Consider the following 17481-nt stretch of genomic DNA (forward strand, 5'->3'; position numbering starts at 1 on the left):
CATTCACATCAACCCGAACGGAGACACACATATGACCACCGCCGCTTATCAGACCCAACTGCCCGCCACCGCCGGCTGGCTGTCCCGGGCCGAGGCTTGGCTGGATCACAAGGGCAAAGGTGCCTGGATCGCGGCCATGGTCCTCGGGTTCATCTTCTTCTGGCCCGTGGGACTTGCCCTGCTGGCCTACATGATCTGGAGCAAACGCATGTTTGGCAAAGGCTGCAACCACCGCAAATCCCACCACATGTCCCGCCACACCGCGTGGTCGGCCATGAAGCCCTCGGGCAACACCGCCTTTGACGCCTACAAGGCCGACACCCTGAAGCGTCTCGAGCAGGAACAGGAAGCGTTCGAAGCCTTCCTCGAGCGCTTGCGCGAAGCCAAGGACAAGGCGGAATTCGACCAGTTCATGGAGGACCGCGAAAAGCGCGCCACCGAAATGGCCAAGGTCGAAGAAGACGCGTAAACTGTCGCTGACAGTCCCGGCCGCTCCCCCTGGGGGCGGCCAAATCCTGCACCAACACCGAGGGACCCCAATGTTCTACGAGCCGACAACCCACCTGCCCGACCCCGAGCGGCAAGCCGGGTTCTACGACGGCGTCACCATCAAGCGCGGCGTGGCCTGGCTGGCCGATACCGTGCTGATCGCTCTGGTCACCGCGATCATCGCCACCGTGACCATCGTCGGGCTCTTCGTGATCCCGCTGATCTTCCTCATGGTGGGCTTTGCCTATCGCTGGATCACCATTTCCGGCGGCTCCGCCACCTGGGGGATGCGCCTCATGGCGATCGAACTGCGCGACGCCTACGGCCAGCGCCTGAACCCCGGCCTCGCCTTCCTGCATGTGCTGGGCTACACGATCTCGATGTCGACCATCCTGATCCAGTTCGTGTCCGTCGTGCTGATGTTTGTGGACGAACGTGGCCGCGGTCTGACCGACATGGCGCTTGGCACGGTAATGCTCAACCGGCGCGCGTAAGCCGCAAAAAGAATCGCCCGTAGGTCGGAGGCATTTGACGTAGAGGCAAGCCTCCGCCGACGGAAATCTTAACCCTATGTATAGAAAGGCCCCTTATCGGGGGCCTCCCCATAATTGGGGGGGTTGGCGGATGTCGTCATCGTTGTTACCGTTTTGTTAAACAGCCCCGGGTAAGCCTTCATCATGCGCCATTCGTTGCCGCTCGCACCTCAGTTCTATGTGACCGCGCCGCAGCCCTGCCCGTACCTTGACGGGCGGATGGAACGAAAGCTGTTCACGGCGCTTCAGGGCGACAATGCGCAAAAGCTGAACGACTCCCTCTCAAAGCAAGGGTTTCGCCGCTCGCAGAACGTGCTGTATCGCCCGTCCTGCGCCGATTGCTCCGCCTGCATGTCCGCGCGCATCGACGTCAGCCGGTTCCAGATGACGCGCTCGCAAAAGCGCGCCTGGAAGAAGAACGCCCACCTCGAGCGCCGCGCCACCAGCCCCTGGGCCACCGAAGAACAATACGACCTCTTCCGCCGTTACCTCGACTCCCGGCACGCCGATGGCGGCATGGCGGATATGGATGTCTTCGAATTCGCCGCGATGATCGAGGAAACCCCGATCCGCTCGCGGGTGATCGAATATCTCGACCGCGACGGCGGCGCGCTGATCGCCACCTGCCTCACCGACATGTTCGATGACGGCTTGTCGATGGTCTATTCCTTCTACGACCCCGAGCAACAGAAGAACTCGCTCGGGACATGGATGATCCTCGATCACATCCACCTCGCGCAGGAGACGGGCATGCCCTACGTCTACTTGGGCTATTGGGTGCCCGGGTCGGACAAGATGGGCTACAAGGCGCAATTCTCGGGGATGGAGATCTACCATCGCGGCCATTGGCAGCGGCTGGACGATCCGCAGGCCTTCGAGGCGGACATGCATCCGCTGTCCACCGCCCCGATTGCGGAACAGGTCGCCAATATCTCGATCCCGGACACGCGCGGCTAGGTTACGCGCACCGTTTTATCGCCCCGTTCAGACCGGTTCTCGGGCCAGTTCTCAGGCCAGTACTCAGGCCAGCCCGAACAGCATCGGCAGGACCGGGGTCATCGAAATGCTCCCCGCAAGGAACACCCCGGCGCGCACCGTGCGCCGGATGCGACAATAGAACTGCGTCGCGGGCGCAAGCAGCGCCGCCGCCGGGTCATCGCAATCCATCAACCGACAGTCCTGCCAGGCCGACGACATACGGTGTACCGGGCCCGTCAGACTGGCACGCCGGGCCATCCGGCGCGCGGCACCGGGTTGCGGAATTTCAAAGTTCTTGTGCTGACGCGTCAGCGCCTGAATACGGCTTCCATGCATGGCATTCTGCCTTCTCGCTCAAACCAAAGTTTCCGAATCTTCGCCCGGATGTGTCTGAGCTTGCCCGTTGTTTACGGTAGGGAAACGAAAAACCGTGGGCAAAAGTAAGGCAATTGCCACGCCCCGGGAAGCAAAGATACCTTCCGCTACGTCACCCCAAATTACTGTCGCAAAAAAAGAATTCACCGTCTCGCCCGCCGCCGAGGTAACCAAGCATTAACCTTGTGGAGGGAACTATGGGCCACTCTTTGATGTATCAACAACCCATGAAATCCAACAACACCCACAAGAGACGTCTACGATGAAATCCAGCGAACAGCTCTTTGAACGCATGGTCCTCAGCGCCAGCCGTATGCAACCAAAAGACCGCATCAGATTTGCGCGAACGGTGGTCATTCCCCTGCTCGCGCATATCACGGACAGCGTCATGCATCTTCCGGACGACACCGACACCGCCAATACCTTTGAGTTGTCGCAACAGATGACGGCCCATCTTGAAACGCTGGATGACCTGTTGCTGCGCAAGATTGCCAGCACGCTGGCCGCCAATCTTCCGCTGGAGGGAACAGCAAACCACGCCTGATCCATCGGCGGGACAACTGAAAAAGGGCGCGTCCGGCAGACGCGCCCTTTTCGTTTGTCACTTAATGTGCCGGGCGTCAGCCGCCCAGCAGGTTCGGCACGATGGTCACGATCCCCGGGAAGGCTGCCAGCAACAGCAGGCCCAGCACCTGGATGATGACGAAGGGGATCACGCCACGGTAGATGTGGCCCGTGGTGACCTCCTTCGGGGCGACGCCGCGCAGATAGAACAGCGCAAACCCAAACGGCGGTGTCAGGAACGAGGTCTGAAGGTTGACCGCGATCATGATGGTCACCCACTTCGGGTCGAAATGCGCGCCGTAGATCACCGGGCCGACGATGGGCACGACGATGTAGACGATCTCGAGGAAGTCGAGCACGAAGCCCAGCACGAACAGCACCAGCATCACGATGATGAACACCGTCCGCACATCGTCGAAGCTGCGCAGGAAGTCCTGGATGTACTCTTCACCCCCGAAGGAGATCACCACCAGGTTCAGCAACTGCGAAGCGATCAGGATGGTGAACACCATGCTCGTCACCTTGGCCGTCTCGCGCACCGCCGGGGTCAGGACGCCCGCCTTGAACAGCACCCAGCAGCTGAAGAACAGGCCGAACAAGGCGTACAGCCACAGCGCATAGGTAAAGACGAAGGCGATCCAGCTTTCGACCGAAACGCTTTCGGTGTTGATCCGCAGGTCGAAATTCACCCCCATGAGGATCATCAGGATGGTCGCCAGTGTCGACCAGATGATGATCTTGGGGCTGTTGCCCTGCTCGGACAGCTTGCGATAGGCCGCCAGCATGATGGCACCGGCCGCCCCCAGCGCCGCTGCGGGCGTCGGATTGGTGATACCGCCAAGGATCGACCCCAGCACCGCCACGATCAGAACCAGCGGCGGGAAGACCACGCGCAGCAGTTCGTTCTTCGACAGCAGCTTGAAGGCATAGATCACGCCGTAGATCGTCAGCGCCCAGGGGATCAGCATCACGATGACCGTCATGGACGAGGACGAAAGCGGTCCCAGCAGCAGCCAGTCGGCCAGCAGCCCCAGCAGGATGCCGATGGCACCGATCTGCAGGGGACGCGGGCTGGACGAGGGCGACACGCCCCGCGCCACCGACAGGATCAGGCCGAACATCACCGCGAGGATCACCAGACCGGTGCCCAGAGGCGCGGCATTGGCAACCTTCTCGACCCGCAGGGCGTCGATCTCTTCCGGCGTCAGACGATGGCTTTCCTGCACACCGCCCGAAGCATCAATGGCCTTCTGTTCCTCGACGGCGGTGTCCCATGCGGACTGGCCGTGCAGTTCGATCATAGAGGCCTTGCACTGCTCGGACACGTTGGTGCGCAGCGACGCCGCCGCCCCCTGGTCCGAGAAACTGTCCACACGCACCGACTGCGAGCCGACGATGTTGACCTGCGTCAGCACCATGGCCCCGACGATCAGCGCAAGCGGCACGCCCAGATACCAGGTATAGGCCTCGCCGCGCGTCACCGGTTCGCCGTTGGCGTCACCCATGGCCACCGCAGGCGCCTTGGACGGGTTCAGCATGGCGTAGCCAAAGGCATAGACACCATAGAGAACCGCCAGCAGGATGCCCGGCAGCAGCGCCGCCTGGAACAGCGTCCCGACCGAGACCACCGCCGGCTTGCCGAGGTAGGTCAGCGCATCGCTGCAGCCCGCCAGAAGCGCGCGTTCGTCCTGCGCGGTCGAGTAGAGGTCCCCAGCCAGCGTGCCCAGCAGAACGATCACGATCGAGGGCGGAATGATCTGCCCCAGCGTGCCCGAGGCCGCGATCACGCCCGTCGCCAGTTCCGGCGAGTAGTTGTTGCGCAGCATTGTGGGCAGCGCAAGCAGGCCCATGGTCACCACGGTCGCGCCGACGATGCCGGTCGAGGCCGCGAGGAACGCGCCCACCACCACGATGGACACGGCCAGACCGCCCGGCAGCGGGCCAAAGACGCGCGCCATGGTGGTCAGCAGGTCGTTGGCGATCTTGGACCGCTCCAGCACGATCCCCATCAGCACGAACATCAGAACCGCCAGCAGCGTCTCGATCGACTGGCCCGCGATGACGCGTTCGTTGATGCGGTTCACGATGAAGGACACGTTGCGGTCCATCGCCGTCGCCCAGCCGTTCTCGAACAGCGCATGGGCCTCGCGCGGCAATTCAGGGTAGCGGAAGACGCTGATGGCCTTTTCAGGCACCCCCTGCGCCAGCAGGGCCGCGTATTCCGCCGACCCGGTGTCGATGGCCTGGTGTATCAGCAGGCCCGCACTGTCCAGCGCGGCGATCACGCCGAAGGAGATCACCCCCGCGCCGCCGATGGCAAAGGCCACCGGGAAACCCGACAGGATCGCCGAGAACAACGTCAGGAAGACGATGATCAGGCCGATCTCGATGCCGTCCAATCCGAAAAGCATGTTAGTCTGCCCCCTCAGAATTCCGCGTGGTCGTAGGGTTCTTCACCCGCTTCGAGCACGTCATTGTCTGCATATTTGCCTTCGGACTCGGGGCCTTCGACCCATTCCAGGTAGGAACGGTAGAAGAAGGTCCAGGCCTGGATGAAGATCAGACCGATCATCACCACCATCAGCACCTTGAACAGGAAGTAGGCGTTGAAGCCGTTCGGGCTCGGCCCGATGGTCTCGACGTTCCATTTCATGATGCGCGCCTTGGCCACCAGCTGCTCCAGCCGGTTCGAGGCCGACGGGTTCGGCACGATCAGCCCGCGCCACAGGAAGAACCAGGTGTAGAGCCAGATCAGAACCGCCATCGGGATCATGAAGATCATCGACCCGATCATGTCGATCATGCGCTTGGCGCGGAAGGAAATGGCCGAATAGACCAGGTCGACACGCACGTGGCCGCCCTGCACGAAGGTGTAGGTCAGGCACAGCGCCACCACCATCGCGTTGTACAGCTTCAGCTCCTCGCCCCACCAGCTGACATCGAAGCCCACCGGGATGCCGAAACCGATGACGATGTCGGGCCGGGCAAAGATGCGCTGGATGAAGACGATGACGACCTGTTGCAGCACCATCAGAAGGCCTGCCCAGGCAAAGAAGCGGCCGATGGAGTTGTGCATGAACTCCAGCCCGATCACCACTTTCCAGAGGAATTCACGCTTCCACACGCCCACCGCAAAGATCACCAGGAAGAAGGTGAAGGCGACAAAGAATAATTCGACCGATCCGCCGTAGTAGACGAACCGCATGACCGATTCCTTGTTGGACCAGTCCAGCCAGCTTGCGGGATGCGTGATCGCGTATCCCAGGTTGTAGAATGCCATGGCGAAGTTCTGAAGGACCCACCAGATCCCTGCAAAGAGCCCGCCGCCTGCCGCGGTGTCTTCCATGATGCTCCCCGTCTATCGGGCTGTCACGGGTGCGTTGCCCCCGCCTGACAGCCGACGGCCCGGAGACGCATCCGCATCCCCGGCCCCCAAAGTGAAACGGAGCCCCCGAAGGGACCCCGCATGATCTGTCAGGATTTACTGACCCAGCACGCGCACGCGCTGCTGGACGTAGAAGCCGTCCGACTTGTTGATCCAGGACGCGGAGGTCGCCAGAGACTCTTCGAACGAATTGCGGATCTTTGCGAACAGCTCGTCGTTCATGTTCTCGTCCATGACTTCCTTCGACGCGGCGCCGAAGGCATCCCAGACGTCGTCCGAGAACTGCAGCGTCTTGACGCCCTGCGCCTGCAGACGCGCCAGCGCCGCACCGTTGTTGGCCAGCGTTTCAGCCAGCTGGTAGTGCGTGGTCGCCATCGAAGCGTAGTTCAGGATCGCCTGCTGCTGCGGCGTCAGGTCGTTCCAGACGTCGAGGTTGACGTTGGCCGACAGGGCCGAACCCGGCTCGTGGAAGCCTGCGGTGTAGTAGATCTTGGCAACTTCCTGGAAGCCCGCGCGCTCGTCCGCCATCGGGCCGACCCACTCGAGACCGTCCAGCGCGCCCGAGGACAGCGCCTGATAGAGTTCGCCGCCGGGGATGTTCTGCACCGATGCGCCGAGCTTGCCCAGCACCTGGCCACCGAGGCCCGGCATGCGGAATTTCAGGCCGTTGAAGTCGTCAGCCGAGTTGATCTCGTTGCGGAACCAGCCGCCGGACTGCGAACCGGAGTTGCCCGCCATCAGGCCCTTCAGGTTGAAGATCGCGCCCAGCTCGTCGTGCAGTTCCTGACCGCCGCCGTGGTAGTACCAGTTCACCATTTCCTGCGCGGTGCCGCCAAAGGGCACGGCGGTGAAATAGGCATAACCCGGATGCTGACCGATGAAGTAATAGTCGGCAGCGTGGTACATGTCCGCCTGGCCCGAGGACACGGCGTCGAACACTTCGAACGCGCCGACCAGTTCGCCCGGTGCCTTCTTCTCGATGGTCAGGTTGCCATCCGACAGCTCGCCCACGAACTTTTCGAGGTAGCTGGCCGCGTCGTCAAGAACGGCAAAACCGCGCGGCCACGAGGTGACCATGGTCAGGGTACGCTTGCCCTGTGCGTAGACAGGTGCCGCCAGCGTGGATGCAGCAGCAGCGCCCGCGCCCACCGTCGAGGCGCGCAGGAAAGAACGACGATCCATTTGGAATCCTCCCAGATCCTATATGTGTAACCGCGCAGGGCTCCCCACCCGTCGCGGTCCTCTTGAAAGTAGAGGCACCCTAGGACCCGATTCCACGCATGGGAATACCCACTGCTACGGAGTTGGAAAGTTTTTTTGACCAATTTTTGCCGCAACGCAGCAATGCACGGCGCCGATCATGCGCCAACTTCAATCTTGGCGTGCGATCGACCAGAATCAATCGCCGCCTGCTGCACGATCCAGTCCACCACCTTGCGCACCGAGGGCTCCGTTAGCTTCCTGACCGCGCCGCTCAACCGGTAGGCCCGACCGCTGCGCAGGCTGCCGGGATCGACGCGCTCCAGCCGGCCCTCGGACAGGGCCCGGGCCACCGCACGGCGTTCCGCCAGCGCCACGCCCTGCCCCGCCAGCGCCGCCGCCAGCGCCGCCTCGGGATCGCCCAGTTGCAGACCGCCCAGCCGCGCCGGACGCTCCAGCCCCATGACTTCCTCGATGAAGCTGGGCCACAGGTCGCGCGTATCATGCAGCAGATGGACCCCGGCAAAGCCGCGCCCCTCGCGCAGAACGCCAGGTTTCGCCACGGCAACGATCTCGGACAGGAACAGCCCGGAACTGATCGCCATCATCCCCGCCGGGGGTTCGCCCGCACTCATCATCAGGTCCGCCGCCCCTTCGCCGGGAACGATGACCTCGATCAACAAACCGGGATGCGCCTTTATCAGGCTGTCGAGCCGGGGCTCCAGCCATCCCGCCGTCAGATCCCCGGGCATGGCGAGCCGCACCGGCTCCTCGTGGTCGCGCAGGTTTGCCAATGCATCCTCCATCTGTCGAAAGGCTGTCTGCAGCCTGTCATGCATCCGTTGTCCGGTTTCCGTCAGGCGCACGCCCCTCGGATGACGTTCGAACAACTCGACGCCCAATCTCTCCTCGAGTCCGCGCACCTGTTGCGCCACGGCCCCCTGGGTCACGCCCAGTTCCTCCGCGGCGGCACGGAAACTGCCGTTGCGCCCCGCCGCCTCTACGGCGCGAAGCGAATTCAACGGCAAGTGGTCAAGAGTGGACACTAAAACTACCTTTTAGAGAAACAGCCGATCTCTTTCGTATAGGCCTCTGATAACAGTTTTTCTGCAACCACGTTAACAACAAATTAACGCAGGCGAGAGTTCCCGGCCGGAAACAGCCTTTTTACGCAGCGACAACGCCGCTCCGTCGCTGCTTTCCGCTTTCCCGCCACGCGCCGCTCTGCTTTGCTCCCCTCATGCCGCGCCTTCGCATCTCTTACGGCCAAAAGCTGTTCCTGCTCGCCTCGCTGCCGCTGATTCTCGCGGTGACGGCGATTGCGGCCCTGGTCGCCGTGCAGGCCCGCACCCTGGCGGACCGCGAGATTCGCGGCCTCGAAACCCAGCTGATCGAAGCAAAAAAGCGCGAGCTGCAAAACTACGTCACGCAGGCGCGCAACGGCTTCTACTTCATCTACGGCTCCGCCGCGCCCGACGACGAGGCCGCCAAGCAGCAGGTCATGCAGATCCTCGCCGCCATGATCTACGGCGACGAAGGCTTCTTCTTCGTCTACGACTACGACGGCCAGAACCTCGTCTCGCCCCGCCAGACCGACCTCATCAACACCAACCAGTGGGACCTTGCCGACAGCGAAGGCACCCGGGTCGTGCAGGAATTCATCTTCACCGCGCGTCAGGGGGCGGGGTACGTGGAACACCTCTGGCCGAAACCCTCCACCGGCGAGGAGGCGCGCATGATAACCTACGTCACCTCCTTCCCCTCGTGGCGGTGGGCGGTGGGCACCGGGGTCTTCATCGACGACGTGCTCGACACCGTGGCCACGGCACGGGCCGAGGTCGAGGCCCGCGTCCAGCGCACCTTCCTCTGGATCGGCGCGATCACCCTCTCGGCGCTGCTGCTGGTCTTCCTCTCCGGCCTGTTCATCAACATCCGTGAACGCCGCCTTGCCGATGCCAAGCTGAAGGAACTGACCCAGCGCGTGCTCGACGCACAGGAAGAAGAGCGCGGCCGCGTCGCCCGCGAGTTGCACGACGGCATCTCCCAGATCCTCGTCGGCGTGAAATACGCCCTCGACATCGCCCGCCGCCGCCTCGCCAACGGCGATCCGCGCGCGCAGGACACGTTGGAAAAAGGCGCCGACAACCTCGGCAAGGCCATCACCGAGGTCCGCCGCATCTCGCGCGACCTGCGCCCCGGCGTACTGGACGATCTCGGCCTCGGCCCGGCGATCAAGTCGCTCACCGACGACTTCCGCACCCGCACCGGCATCGACACGCGCTTTGAAACCGTGGTCTTCCGCAACCGCCTCGATCAGGATGCCAAGATCGCCCTCTACCGCATCGCGCAGGAGGCGCTGACCAATGTGGAACGCCACTCCGGCGCCACGCGGGTCAGCCTCGACCTGCGCGGCCACCGCGCCGGGGCCACCCTGCGCATCACCGACAACGGCCAGGGCATCCCGGACCAGAACCGCCCCGGCAAGGGCATCGGCCTGCGGAACATGCAGGAACGCATGGACCAGCTCGGCGGCACCTTCCGGGTGCTTTCCTCCCGCACCGGAACCGTGATAGAGGCACAAGTCCCCCTCACCCACCTCCTCCCCCCGGAGGAAGGCAGCCCCAGACAAGCGAGGCATCCGGCATGACAACCCGCGTCGTCATCGTGGACGATCACCCCCTCGTCGCCGAGGGCATCGAGGCCATCCTCGAAAGCTATGACGATATAACGGTCGCCGCCACGCTTTGCGACGGTCAGGCCATGATCGACCGGCTGGACGAACTGGCCCCGGACGTCATCCTGATGGACCTGAACATGCCCGGCCTCGGCGGCCTGTCCGCCACGGAAATGATCCTCGAACGCGCCCCCAATACGCGCATCCTCGTGCTGTCCATGCATGACACGCCGGAATACGTCTCCACCGCTCTCAGCCACGGCGCGCGCGGCTACGTCCTGAAGGACGTGCCCACGGACGAGATCAAGCAGGCCATCGACGCCGTGATGCGCGGCGAGCGCTACCTCTGCACCGGGGCCGAAGGGGCGCTGGAACCGATCAACACCGGTGGCCGAGACCCGCTGACCACCCGCGAACAGACGATCCTGCTGCAACTGGCGCAGGGCAAGTCCAACAAGGAAGTGGCACAGACGCTCGACATCTCCGTGCGCACCGTCGAAACCCACCGCAAAAACATCAAGCGCAAGCTCGGCATCGCCACCACAGCCGGTCTCACCCGCTACGCGCTGGAACATGGCGTGCTGCAAGGCACCGGCGCCAACCTTTGAGAACCCCCCTCACCCGCACGCAGGCCCCGCCTCTGGCTGCACCCGCCTGTCTTCATCTTGATCCAAATACCCTCGGGGGACGTCCGAAGGACGGGGGGCAGCGCCCCCGCTCCGCCCCCGAAAACCACGCATACCCTCCACAAAAAAGCGGCTCCCGAAGGAGCCGCCGAGGTCTGTGCCTTGGGTATCTGAAGGTCAGAGGCTGACGCCCGTCTGTGTCTGGTCACAGTCGGACTGGAGAACACGCCAGACCACCGGCATCACCCGCTCGGAAGATGCCAATGCGCCCGCGACGTCAGGGTCGGCCTTGGGAACACCGCCCAACATCAGCGCCGCGCCGATCAAACCCACAAGCGCTGCCGCCTTGCAGAGCGTGAAATCGCGGTAAAAGATATTGTGTGTCATACCTGCGCCCTCCTGGGGACCTCTGGAACGGCGGGCCTGACCGCCGTCTCCCTACAGCCTCACCCAAACGCTTTCCGCGATCAATTCACATATTTGAGCGGGAATGTTGCAAAACCGGCACGCCAACCCCAGCGTGCTTGCCGTAACGGCACGCAAACCCCTGTAATGTAGCGTATTTTCGCTAACACCCGTCCAAAACCCAAAACCCCGCCGCATTTTCGCACAGACATTCTGCGCAGAATCCTGCCGCTACGGCACCTTTACATTAGCGTGATCCCGCCGACGAAAATTGCCCCATCACCCCCTCGCCACGCAATAAATGGAAAATTAATCTCTCCAAACCGCGGTTTTGGACGCTTTCGCATGTTGACGCCCCGCCGCACCGGCCCTAAGGTCGCCCGCGCATCAAGGAGCCACAGGATGAACATCCTAGTCGTCGTCGTAGAGGAAAAGCGCATGGGCCGGTAACGGTTTCCCTGAACAGGATCCCATGCGCCCCCGTCACCCGACCGGGGGCTTTTTTATGCGCCACTGAAAAGGCAAGAGAACGGGCGGTCCGCCGCCCACAGTGTCAAGATCGGAGACAGTTATGACACGTCAGATGACCGGAGCGAAAATGGTGGTCCAGGCCCTCAAGGATCAGGGCGTGGAAGTCGTATTCGGCTACCCCGGCGGCGCTGTGCTACCGATCTATGACGAGATCTTTCAGCAAAACGACATCCAGCACGTGCTCGTGCGTCACGAACAGGGCGCGGTGCACATGGCAGAGGGCTATGCCCGCTCGACCGGCAAGCCCGGTGTCGTTCTCGTGACCTCCGGCCCCGGCGCGACCAACGCCGTGACGGGCCTGACGGACGCACTGATGGACTCGATCCCGCTGGTGGTCCTCACGGGCCAGGTGCCGACCTTCATGATCGGCTCGGACGCCTTCCAGGAGGCGGACACCGTCGGCATCACCCGCCCCTGCACGAAACACAACTGGCTGGTGAAGGAGACCGAACAGCTCTCCAAGACCATCCACGAGGCGTTCCACGTCGCCACCGCAGGCCGCCCCGGCCCGGTGTTGATCGACATTCCGAAGGACGTGCAGTTCGCTTCCGGCACCTACCAGCCGAAGCCCGCCGTTTCCACGCGCCACTACCAGCCGCAGGTGAAGGGCGACATGGAGATGATCACCGATCTGGTGGAGGCGATCGAAACCGCGAAGAAGCCCGTGTTCTACACCGGCGGCGGCGTCATCAACTCCGGTCCGGCGGCGAGCCAGCTGCTGCGTGAACTGGTCGAGGCCACCGGCTTCCCGATCACCTCGACCCTGATGGGTCTCGGCGCCTACCCGGCGAGCGGAAAGGCGTGGCTCGGGATGCTCGGGATGCACGGTCTCTACGAGGCCAACCTCGCGATGCATGGCTGCGACCTGATGATCAACCTCGGCGCGCGCTTCGACGACCGCATCACCGGCCGCCTGGACGCGTTCAGCCCCGACTCGCGCAAGGCCCACGTCGACATCGACCCCTCGTCGATCAACAAGGTGGTGAAGGCCGACATCCCGATCGTCGGCGACATCGCCCATGTGCTCGAGGACGTGCTGGCGCTCTGGAAATCCCGTGGCCGCAAGACCAACAAGGATGCGCTGGCAAAGTGGTGGCGCCAGATCGAGGAATGGAAGAAGGTCAACTGCCTCTCCTACAAGGGCTCCGAAACCACGATCAAGCCGCAGTACGCCCTGCAACGCCTCGAGGCGCTGACCAAGGGCATGGACCGCTACATCACAACCGAGGTCGGCCAGCACCAGATGTGGGCCGCGCAGTTCCTCGGCTTCGAGGATCCGAACCGCTGGATGACCTCCGGTGGTCTGGGCACCATGGGCTATGGCTTCCCGGCCTCCATCGGCGTCCAGATGGCCCACCCCGAGGCGCTGGTCATCAACGTCGCGGGCGAGGCCTCGTGGCTGATGAACATGCAGGAGCTGGGCACCGCCATGCAGTTCCGCACCCCGGTGAAGCAGTTCATCCTCAACAACGAGCGCCTCGGCATGGTGCGCCAGTGGCAGCAGCTGCTGCACGGCGAGCGTTATTCGTCGTCCTGGTCGGAATCGCTGCCGGACTTCGTCAAGCTGGCCGAGGCCTTCGGCGCCAAGGGAATCCAGTGCAAGGACCCGGCGGACCTCGACGACGCGATAATGGAGATGATCCGCTACGACGGCCCCGTGGTCTTTGATTGCCTTGTCGAGAAGCACGAGAACTGCTTCCCGATGATCCCCTCGGGCAGCCCGCACAACAAGATGCTGCTGGGCGACGTGCAGGCGACCAACGCCATCGCAGGGGACGGCGCGGTCCTCGTCTGACCCCTTCCCACAGACACATCAGCCCGGGCGCGTCCATCGCCCGGGCTTTTTCATGCCCTGCGTAGAAATCCACCCGACTCGGCGCGGCTTTACCCTCTGTTCAGACACCCTCGGCTAAACCCCTTTCAGCCGCTTCGAGTGTCCGCCGTGTCCCTGCTCCGCCTCCTCTCCCTTCTGCTCCTGACGCTGTCCGCCGCGCTGCCCGCGCGCGCGCTGGACCCGCTGCCGCCGGGCATCCTGCGCGCCCTCATGCCCGAGGGGATGGAGGCGCGCTCCACCGCGCTCCTCATCACCGGACCGGACGGCTGGACCGAGGCGCATCAGGCGCGCGCGGACCGGCTCTTGCGCGTACACACCATGGTGATCGGCATCGATGGGCCGGGACTGATCGCGCTGAATGGGGGCTGCGCGCAGGTCGCCGCGCCGCTGGCGGACACCGTGCGCCGCCTACAGGACCAACGCGGCGCGCTCCCCCGTGCGCCCATGCTCACCGCCCTGCCCGACACCGCCGATCTTGCCCTCAGCCTTGCCAGCGCCGCGCCCGCGCGGTTCAAGGGACTGCTGACCGAGGGCTTTGGCACCACGCCGCCGCTCTGCCCCGGCGTGACGCTCGGGTCCAAGGCCCCGTTGCGCTGGTACGACATCGCCGCCACCAACCAACAACCGGGCCAAACCTCGCCCGCCTCCGCGCTGCCCGGCACCCGCATGGTCGCGGCCACCGAGGACCCGACCGACGCCTTCGTCGACAGCTACCTGCGCATCGCCGGCACCGACTCCTCCTTCGACGTGACCACCGGCACCGCCTTTGCCGAGCTGTCCGACCTGCCGCTGACCCTCCACATCGACCCGCAGGCACCGCAGACCGACACCTACGCCATCTTCCTCTCCGGCGACGGCGGCTGGGCGCGCTTCGACGAGGAGGTCTCGACCCTGCTCGCCGCCCGCGGCATTCCCGTGGTCGGCATCTCGACACTGCGCTACCTCTGGTCGGAAAAATCGCCCGAGGTCATCGCCGCCGACCTCGCCCGCATCGACCGGCTGCACGCCCCGGCACTGGGTCGCAAACGCCTGCTGCTGCTGGGCTTTTCCCTTGGCGCCAATACCCTGCCCTTCGCCGCCGCTGACCTGCCCGACGATCTGCGCGCCCGCCTGGGCGGCGTCGGCCTGATCGCCCCCGAGGCCCAGACCGGGTTCGAGATCAAGGCAGGCGGCTGGCTGGGACGCAGCACCGGCGCGGCGGAGGTCGCTCCGGCCATCGCCCGCCTTGCGCAGGCCAACCCCGATCTGACGATCGCCTGCCTGCATGGCACCCGCGAAAGCCAAAGCGCCTGCCCGCCCGCGCAAACGCTCACGCCCCACCTCGCCGCCACCGCCTTCGACGGCGGCCATCACCTTGGCAATGACCACGCCGCCATCGTCGCTACGCTCATGGGCGCGATGGGCTTTGGGCGCGCAACTTCCACGATGCCAACGCGGCCCAAAACGCAATAAAATGACCGCCAAACGGCGCAAAACGACCGCGCCGCGTCTGGTAAAGCCCACCAAAACCTTCTAGATATCGGGGCCACCGCCCTGCACAGGCAGGAAACACCCCGATAGAAGGTCGCGCGCATGTCCGCTCTGAAGATCAAGAAAGGCTCGTCGAAGCACTCCGCCTATAACCTCCGCCCGAATTTCTCGGACGTGACCGAGGTCCACACCATCGCGGTCCTGGTGGAAAACGAGCCCGGCGTGCTGGCCCGCGTCATCGGCCTGTTCTCGGGGCGCGGCTACAACATCGACAGCCTCACCGTGGCCGAGGTCGACCATCAGGGCCACCTGTCACGCATCACCATCGTCACCTCGGGCACGCCGCAGGTCATCGAACAGATCAAGGCGCAGCTAGGCCGCATCGTCTCGGTCCGCGACGTGCACGACCTCACCGTCGAAGGCGCCTCTGTGGAACGCGAACTGGCCCTCTTCAAGGTTCAGGGCGCTGGCGAAAAGCGCGTCGAGGCGCTGCGCCTCGCGGACATCTTCCGCGCACAGGTGGTCGATTCCACGCTCGAAAGCTTTGTTTTCCAACTGACCGGCACCCCGGACAAGATCGACGCCTTTGCCGACCTCATGCGCCCGCTAGGCCTCGCCGAGGTCGCCCGCACCGGCGTCGCCGCCCTCGCCCGCGGCGCGTAACCCGCGTCCACGCCGGAAAAAAGTCAGCCCCTTCGCCGCACGGCCGAGGGGCTTTTTCATGCCCGCCCATTACACGCCACCCGGCAGCCCCTGCTTCTTTGGTTTGAAAATACCTTGGAGGGGGTCCGGGGGAGGCAAAGCCGCCCCCGGTGCGCGCGCCGCAGGCGCGCGCGGGTCGTCCCGGCGCAGCCGGGGCGAAATCACCCGTCCAGCCCCCGACACACGAAAAACCCTCCGCCAATCAAGGCGAAGGGCCGTGCCGTGAGTGGTAAACCGTGTCAGGCGCAGGCGAGGATGCCGGGGAATTGCACCACGTTGCTGCCGCGCTCCTGCGGTGCCGGGCGCATCCGGGGCCGCAGCGAGACCGGCGCCTGCCCCTTCATCTCCGCCGCCATCGACCCGCGCAGTTCCTCCGCCAACCCGGGGGCAAAGCCCTTGTCGACGCAGCGCAAATTCGCCGCCCTGCGCATCCGCGCACCGGGGTCCGGCGCCACCTCGAACTCGATCAGGTCGCCCGCGTCCAGCCCCTCGCCGGAATGGGCCGACACGCTGTCATCCTCGTACAAGGCCAGATCGCCATGATCCTCACACCAGATCAGCGCCGTTGTCGCCCGCGCGTTCGCCCAGAGAACTACACCTAGCATTTGATCCCGCATCGCCTGACGCTCCGCTGTTGGTTGCACAATCAAGGTGAAGGAAACCTTGTTGAGGGGACATGTTTTTTTCGGCGTCGGCGGCTTGATTTTTGTAGCGTGAAACGGCAGGTTTGATCCTGTTAAGCATCAATAGTGACGCCAACCAGAGACAGATCGTGACACATATCGCTATCACTTCTCCCAAACAGGCGCGGTTCGGTGGTGAGAATCAACCTTTACGGGAAAGATACATGGCAACTGACGCGACGAAAACACGCCAACGCAGTCCCAGCCCCGCAGAATTGCGCAGCATGCTGGGGGCCAACCTGCGTCAGCTGTCGCAACAGGCTGCATCGATCTCTGCACTTTGCCGCGATCTCGGGATCAACCGGACGCAATACAACCGCTACCTCGCCGGAGAGAGCTTCCCCCGCCCGGATGTGCTGCATCGCATCTGCACCTATTTCGGTGTCGATGCCCGCATCCTGCTGGAACCGGTGGAGAACGTCACCTCGACCGAGGCCAGCACCCTGCTGAACCCGGCGGTGGCGGATTACCTCGGCGGCAGCACACGCCCCGTCGCCGAAGAGGACCTGCCCTCGGGCTTCTACCGTTTCACCCGACGGTCCTTCATGGACGACAAGGCCTTCGTGCGCGGCGTGATCTATGTCTTCCGCAACCGTGGCGGCACCTTCCTGAAGGGCTTCGAAGCCAAGGACGCCATGAAGGCGCAGGGCCTGCCGACAGCCCCGCACCATCGCGAATTCCGTGGCACGGTCTTCCCGCAGGAGGACGGTTTCGCGGCGCTGGTCAGCCGCAAGGGGGCCACCACGACCTCCTTCAACTACCTCGCCCGCATCCCGACGTTCGAGAACAACTTCTGGGTCGGCTACGTCACCCGCACCGTGCGCGAGAACATCGCCGGGCGCCGTGTCGAACGCATGGTCTACGAACATCTCGGCACCCGGATGAAGGACGTCCTGCCCGCCGCCCGCTCTGCCGGGTTCTGCACCGCCGACGAACTGGTGCCCTATCACCGCACGCTGCTGAAGGTCGGCGAGAACTTCGTCTGACACATCCGACGTCCGACCGTCGACAAAGGGGGCTCATGGCCCCCTT

General features: G+C 64.0%; 17 protein-coding genes. 10 read left to right on the top strand and 7 right to left on the bottom strand.

All coding sequences use genetic code 11. The features are described from left to right. Positions 1-31 precede the first annotated feature (31 nt). The 3 genes from ACP16H_RS00545 (at position 32) to ACP16H_RS00555 (ending at position 1979) form a co-directional block, all read left to right on the top strand. Complete coding sequence (locus ACP16H_RS00545; protein WP_425070284.1) at positions 32-469, top strand: DUF2852 domain-containing protein; 438 nt, start codon at positions 32-34, stop codon at positions 467-469. Positions 470-539: 70 nt separating this feature from the next. Continuing rightward, positions 540-983, top strand: a complete 444-nt coding sequence (locus ACP16H_RS00550) for an RDD family protein (protein ID WP_425070285.1) — start codon at positions 540-542, stop codon at positions 981-983. A 183-nt stretch (positions 984-1166) separates the two neighbouring features. Then, positions 1167-1979 carry an arginyltransferase gene (locus tag ACP16H_RS00555; protein ID WP_425070286.1) on the top strand — a complete coding sequence of 271 codons (813 nt, stop codon included), beginning with the start codon at positions 1167-1169 and terminating at the stop codon, positions 1977-1979. A gap of 63 nt (positions 1980-2042) precedes the next feature. Here the strand turns inward: ACP16H_RS00555 and ACP16H_RS00560 are convergent, their stop codons facing one another. Further along, on the bottom strand, positions 2043-2336 hold the full coding sequence (locus ACP16H_RS00560; protein WP_425070287.1) for a hypothetical protein: 294 nt from the start codon (positions 2334-2336) through the stop codon (positions 2043-2045). Positions 2337-2637: 301 nt separating this feature from the next. Between ACP16H_RS00560 and ACP16H_RS00565 the strand changes: the two genes are divergently transcribed. Next, positions 2638-2919: a hypothetical protein gene (locus ACP16H_RS00565; protein ID WP_425070288.1), complete on the top strand. Its 282-nt coding sequence runs from the start codon at positions 2638-2640 to the stop codon at positions 2917-2919. 76 nt (positions 2920-2995) lie between these two features. Here ACP16H_RS00565 and ACP16H_RS00570 read toward each other — a convergent pair whose 3' ends face one another. From ACP16H_RS00570 to ACP16H_RS00585, 4 genes are all read right to left on the bottom strand, one after another. Next, positions 2996-5350 (bottom strand): TRAP transporter large permease, encoded by a 2355-nt coding sequence (locus ACP16H_RS00570; RefSeq protein ID WP_425070289.1) that lies wholly within the window; start codon positions 5348-5350, stop codon positions 2996-2998. A 14-nt stretch (positions 5351-5364) separates the two neighbouring features. Then, positions 5365-6285, bottom strand: a complete 921-nt coding sequence (locus ACP16H_RS00575) for a TRAP transporter small permease subunit (RefSeq protein WP_425070290.1) — start codon at positions 6283-6285, stop codon at positions 5365-5367. 135 nt (positions 6286-6420) lie between these two features. Continuing rightward, positions 6421-7506, bottom strand: coding sequence for a TRAP transporter substrate-binding protein (locus ACP16H_RS00580; RefSeq protein WP_425070291.1), 1086 nt, complete (start codon positions 7504-7506; stop codon positions 6421-6423). 176 nt (positions 7507-7682) lie between these two features. After that, positions 7683-8570 (bottom strand): LysR family transcriptional regulator, encoded by an 888-nt coding sequence (locus ACP16H_RS00585; RefSeq protein WP_425070292.1) that lies wholly within the window; start codon positions 8568-8570, stop codon positions 7683-7685. A 194-nt stretch (positions 8571-8764) separates the two neighbouring features. Between ACP16H_RS00585 and ACP16H_RS00590 the strand changes: the two genes are divergently transcribed. Both ACP16H_RS00590 and ACP16H_RS00595 read left to right on the top strand, forming a co-directional pair. Beyond that, on the top strand, positions 8765-10171 hold the full coding sequence (locus ACP16H_RS00590; protein ID WP_425070293.1) for a cache domain-containing protein: 1407 nt from the start codon (positions 8765-8767) through the stop codon (positions 10169-10171). Beyond that, positions 10168-10806 (top strand): response regulator transcription factor, encoded by a 639-nt coding sequence (locus ACP16H_RS00595; RefSeq protein WP_425070294.1) that lies wholly within the window; start codon positions 10168-10170, stop codon positions 10804-10806. The genes ACP16H_RS00590 and ACP16H_RS00595 overlap by 4 nt, the downstream gene beginning before the upstream one ends. 195 nt (positions 10807-11001) lie before the next feature. Here ACP16H_RS00595 and ACP16H_RS00600 read toward each other — a convergent pair whose 3' ends face one another. Next, entirely contained in the window at positions 11002-11211 is a 210-nt protein-coding gene (locus ACP16H_RS00600) for a hypothetical protein (RefSeq protein WP_425070295.1), read from the bottom strand. Between the two features lie 589 nt (positions 11212-11800). Here ACP16H_RS00600 and ACP16H_RS00605 point away from each other — a divergent pair. From ACP16H_RS00605 to ilvN, 3 genes are all read left to right on the top strand, one after another. Beyond that, complete coding sequence (locus tag ACP16H_RS00605; protein WP_425070296.1) at positions 11801-13555, top strand: acetolactate synthase 3 large subunit; 1755 nt, start codon at positions 11801-11803, stop codon at positions 13553-13555. A 147-nt stretch (positions 13556-13702) separates the two neighbouring features. Next, complete coding sequence (locus tag ACP16H_RS00610) at positions 13703-15046, top strand: AcvB/VirJ family lysyl-phosphatidylglycerol hydrolase (RefSeq protein WP_425070297.1); 1344 nt, start codon at positions 13703-13705, stop codon at positions 15044-15046. A 120-nt stretch (positions 15047-15166) separates the two neighbouring features. After that, entirely contained in the window at positions 15167-15727 is a 561-nt protein-coding gene (ilvN, locus tag ACP16H_RS00615; RefSeq protein WP_425070298.1) for an acetolactate synthase small subunit, read from the top strand. Positions 15728-16005: 278 nt separating this feature from the next. On the opposite strand, the gene ACP16H_RS00620 is transcribed toward ilvN, so the two are convergent. Then, positions 16006-16371: a hypothetical protein gene (locus tag ACP16H_RS00620; protein ID WP_425070299.1), complete on the bottom strand. Its 366-nt coding sequence runs from the start codon at positions 16369-16371 to the stop codon at positions 16006-16008. 242 nt (positions 16372-16613) lie between these two features. Here ACP16H_RS00620 and ACP16H_RS00625 point away from each other — a divergent pair, with 242 nt between their 5' ends. Beyond that, complete coding sequence (locus ACP16H_RS00625) at positions 16614-17435, top strand: helix-turn-helix domain-containing protein (RefSeq protein WP_425070300.1); 822 nt, start codon at positions 16614-16616, stop codon at positions 17433-17435. The last annotated feature ends 46 nt before the right edge of the window (positions 17436-17481 follow it).

Origin of the sequence: Sagittula sp. S175 (assembly GCF_049800975.1) — a bacterium.
Lineage (GTDB): Bacteria > Pseudomonadota > Alphaproteobacteria > Rhodobacterales > Rhodobacteraceae > Sagittula.

Coding starts and splice junctions, on each gene's coding strand:
- ACP16H_RS00545 (WP_425070284.1), top strand. CDS start 32: ATGACCACCGCCGCTTATCAGACCCAACTGCCCGCCACCGCCGGCTGG.
- ACP16H_RS00550 (WP_425070285.1), top strand. CDS start 540: ATGTTCTACGAGCCGACAACCCACCTGCCCGACCCCGAGCGGCAAGCC.
- ACP16H_RS00555 (WP_425070286.1), top strand. CDS start 1,167: ATGCGCCATTCGTTGCCGCTCGCACCTCAGTTCTATGTGACCGCGCCG.
- ACP16H_RS00560 (WP_425070287.1), bottom strand. CDS start 2,336: ATGCATGGAAGCCGTATTCAGGCGCTGACGCGTCAGCACAAGAACTTT.
- ACP16H_RS00565 (WP_425070288.1), top strand. CDS start 2,638: ATGAAATCCAGCGAACAGCTCTTTGAACGCATGGTCCTCAGCGCCAGC.
- ACP16H_RS00570 (WP_425070289.1), bottom strand. CDS start 5,350: ATGCTTTTCGGATTGGACGGCATCGAGATCGGCCTGATCATCGTCTTC.
- ACP16H_RS00575 (WP_425070290.1), bottom strand. CDS start 6,285: ATGGAAGACACCGCGGCAGGCGGCGGGCTCTTTGCAGGGATCTGGTGG.
- ACP16H_RS00580 (WP_425070291.1), bottom strand. CDS start 7,506: ATGGATCGTCGTTCTTTCCTGCGCGCCTCGACGGTGGGCGCGGGCGCT.
- ACP16H_RS00590 (WP_425070293.1), top strand. CDS start 8,765: ATGCCGCGCCTTCGCATCTCTTACGGCCAAAAGCTGTTCCTGCTCGCC.
- ACP16H_RS00595 (WP_425070294.1), top strand. CDS start 10,168: ATGACAACCCGCGTCGTCATCGTGGACGATCACCCCCTCGTCGCCGAG.
- ACP16H_RS00600 (WP_425070295.1), bottom strand. CDS start 11,211: ATGACACACAATATCTTTTACCGCGATTTCACGCTCTGCAAGGCGGCA.
- ACP16H_RS00605 (WP_425070296.1), top strand. CDS start 11,801: ATGACACGTCAGATGACCGGAGCGAAAATGGTGGTCCAGGCCCTCAAG.
- ilvN (WP_425070298.1), top strand. CDS start 15,167: ATGTCCGCTCTGAAGATCAAGAAAGGCTCGTCGAAGCACTCCGCCTAT.
- ACP16H_RS00620 (WP_425070299.1), bottom strand. CDS start 16,371: ATGCTAGGTGTAGTTCTCTGGGCGAACGCGCGGGCGACAACGGCGCTG.
- ACP16H_RS00625 (WP_425070300.1), top strand. CDS start 16,614: ATGGCAACTGACGCGACGAAAACACGCCAACGCAGTCCCAGCCCCGCA.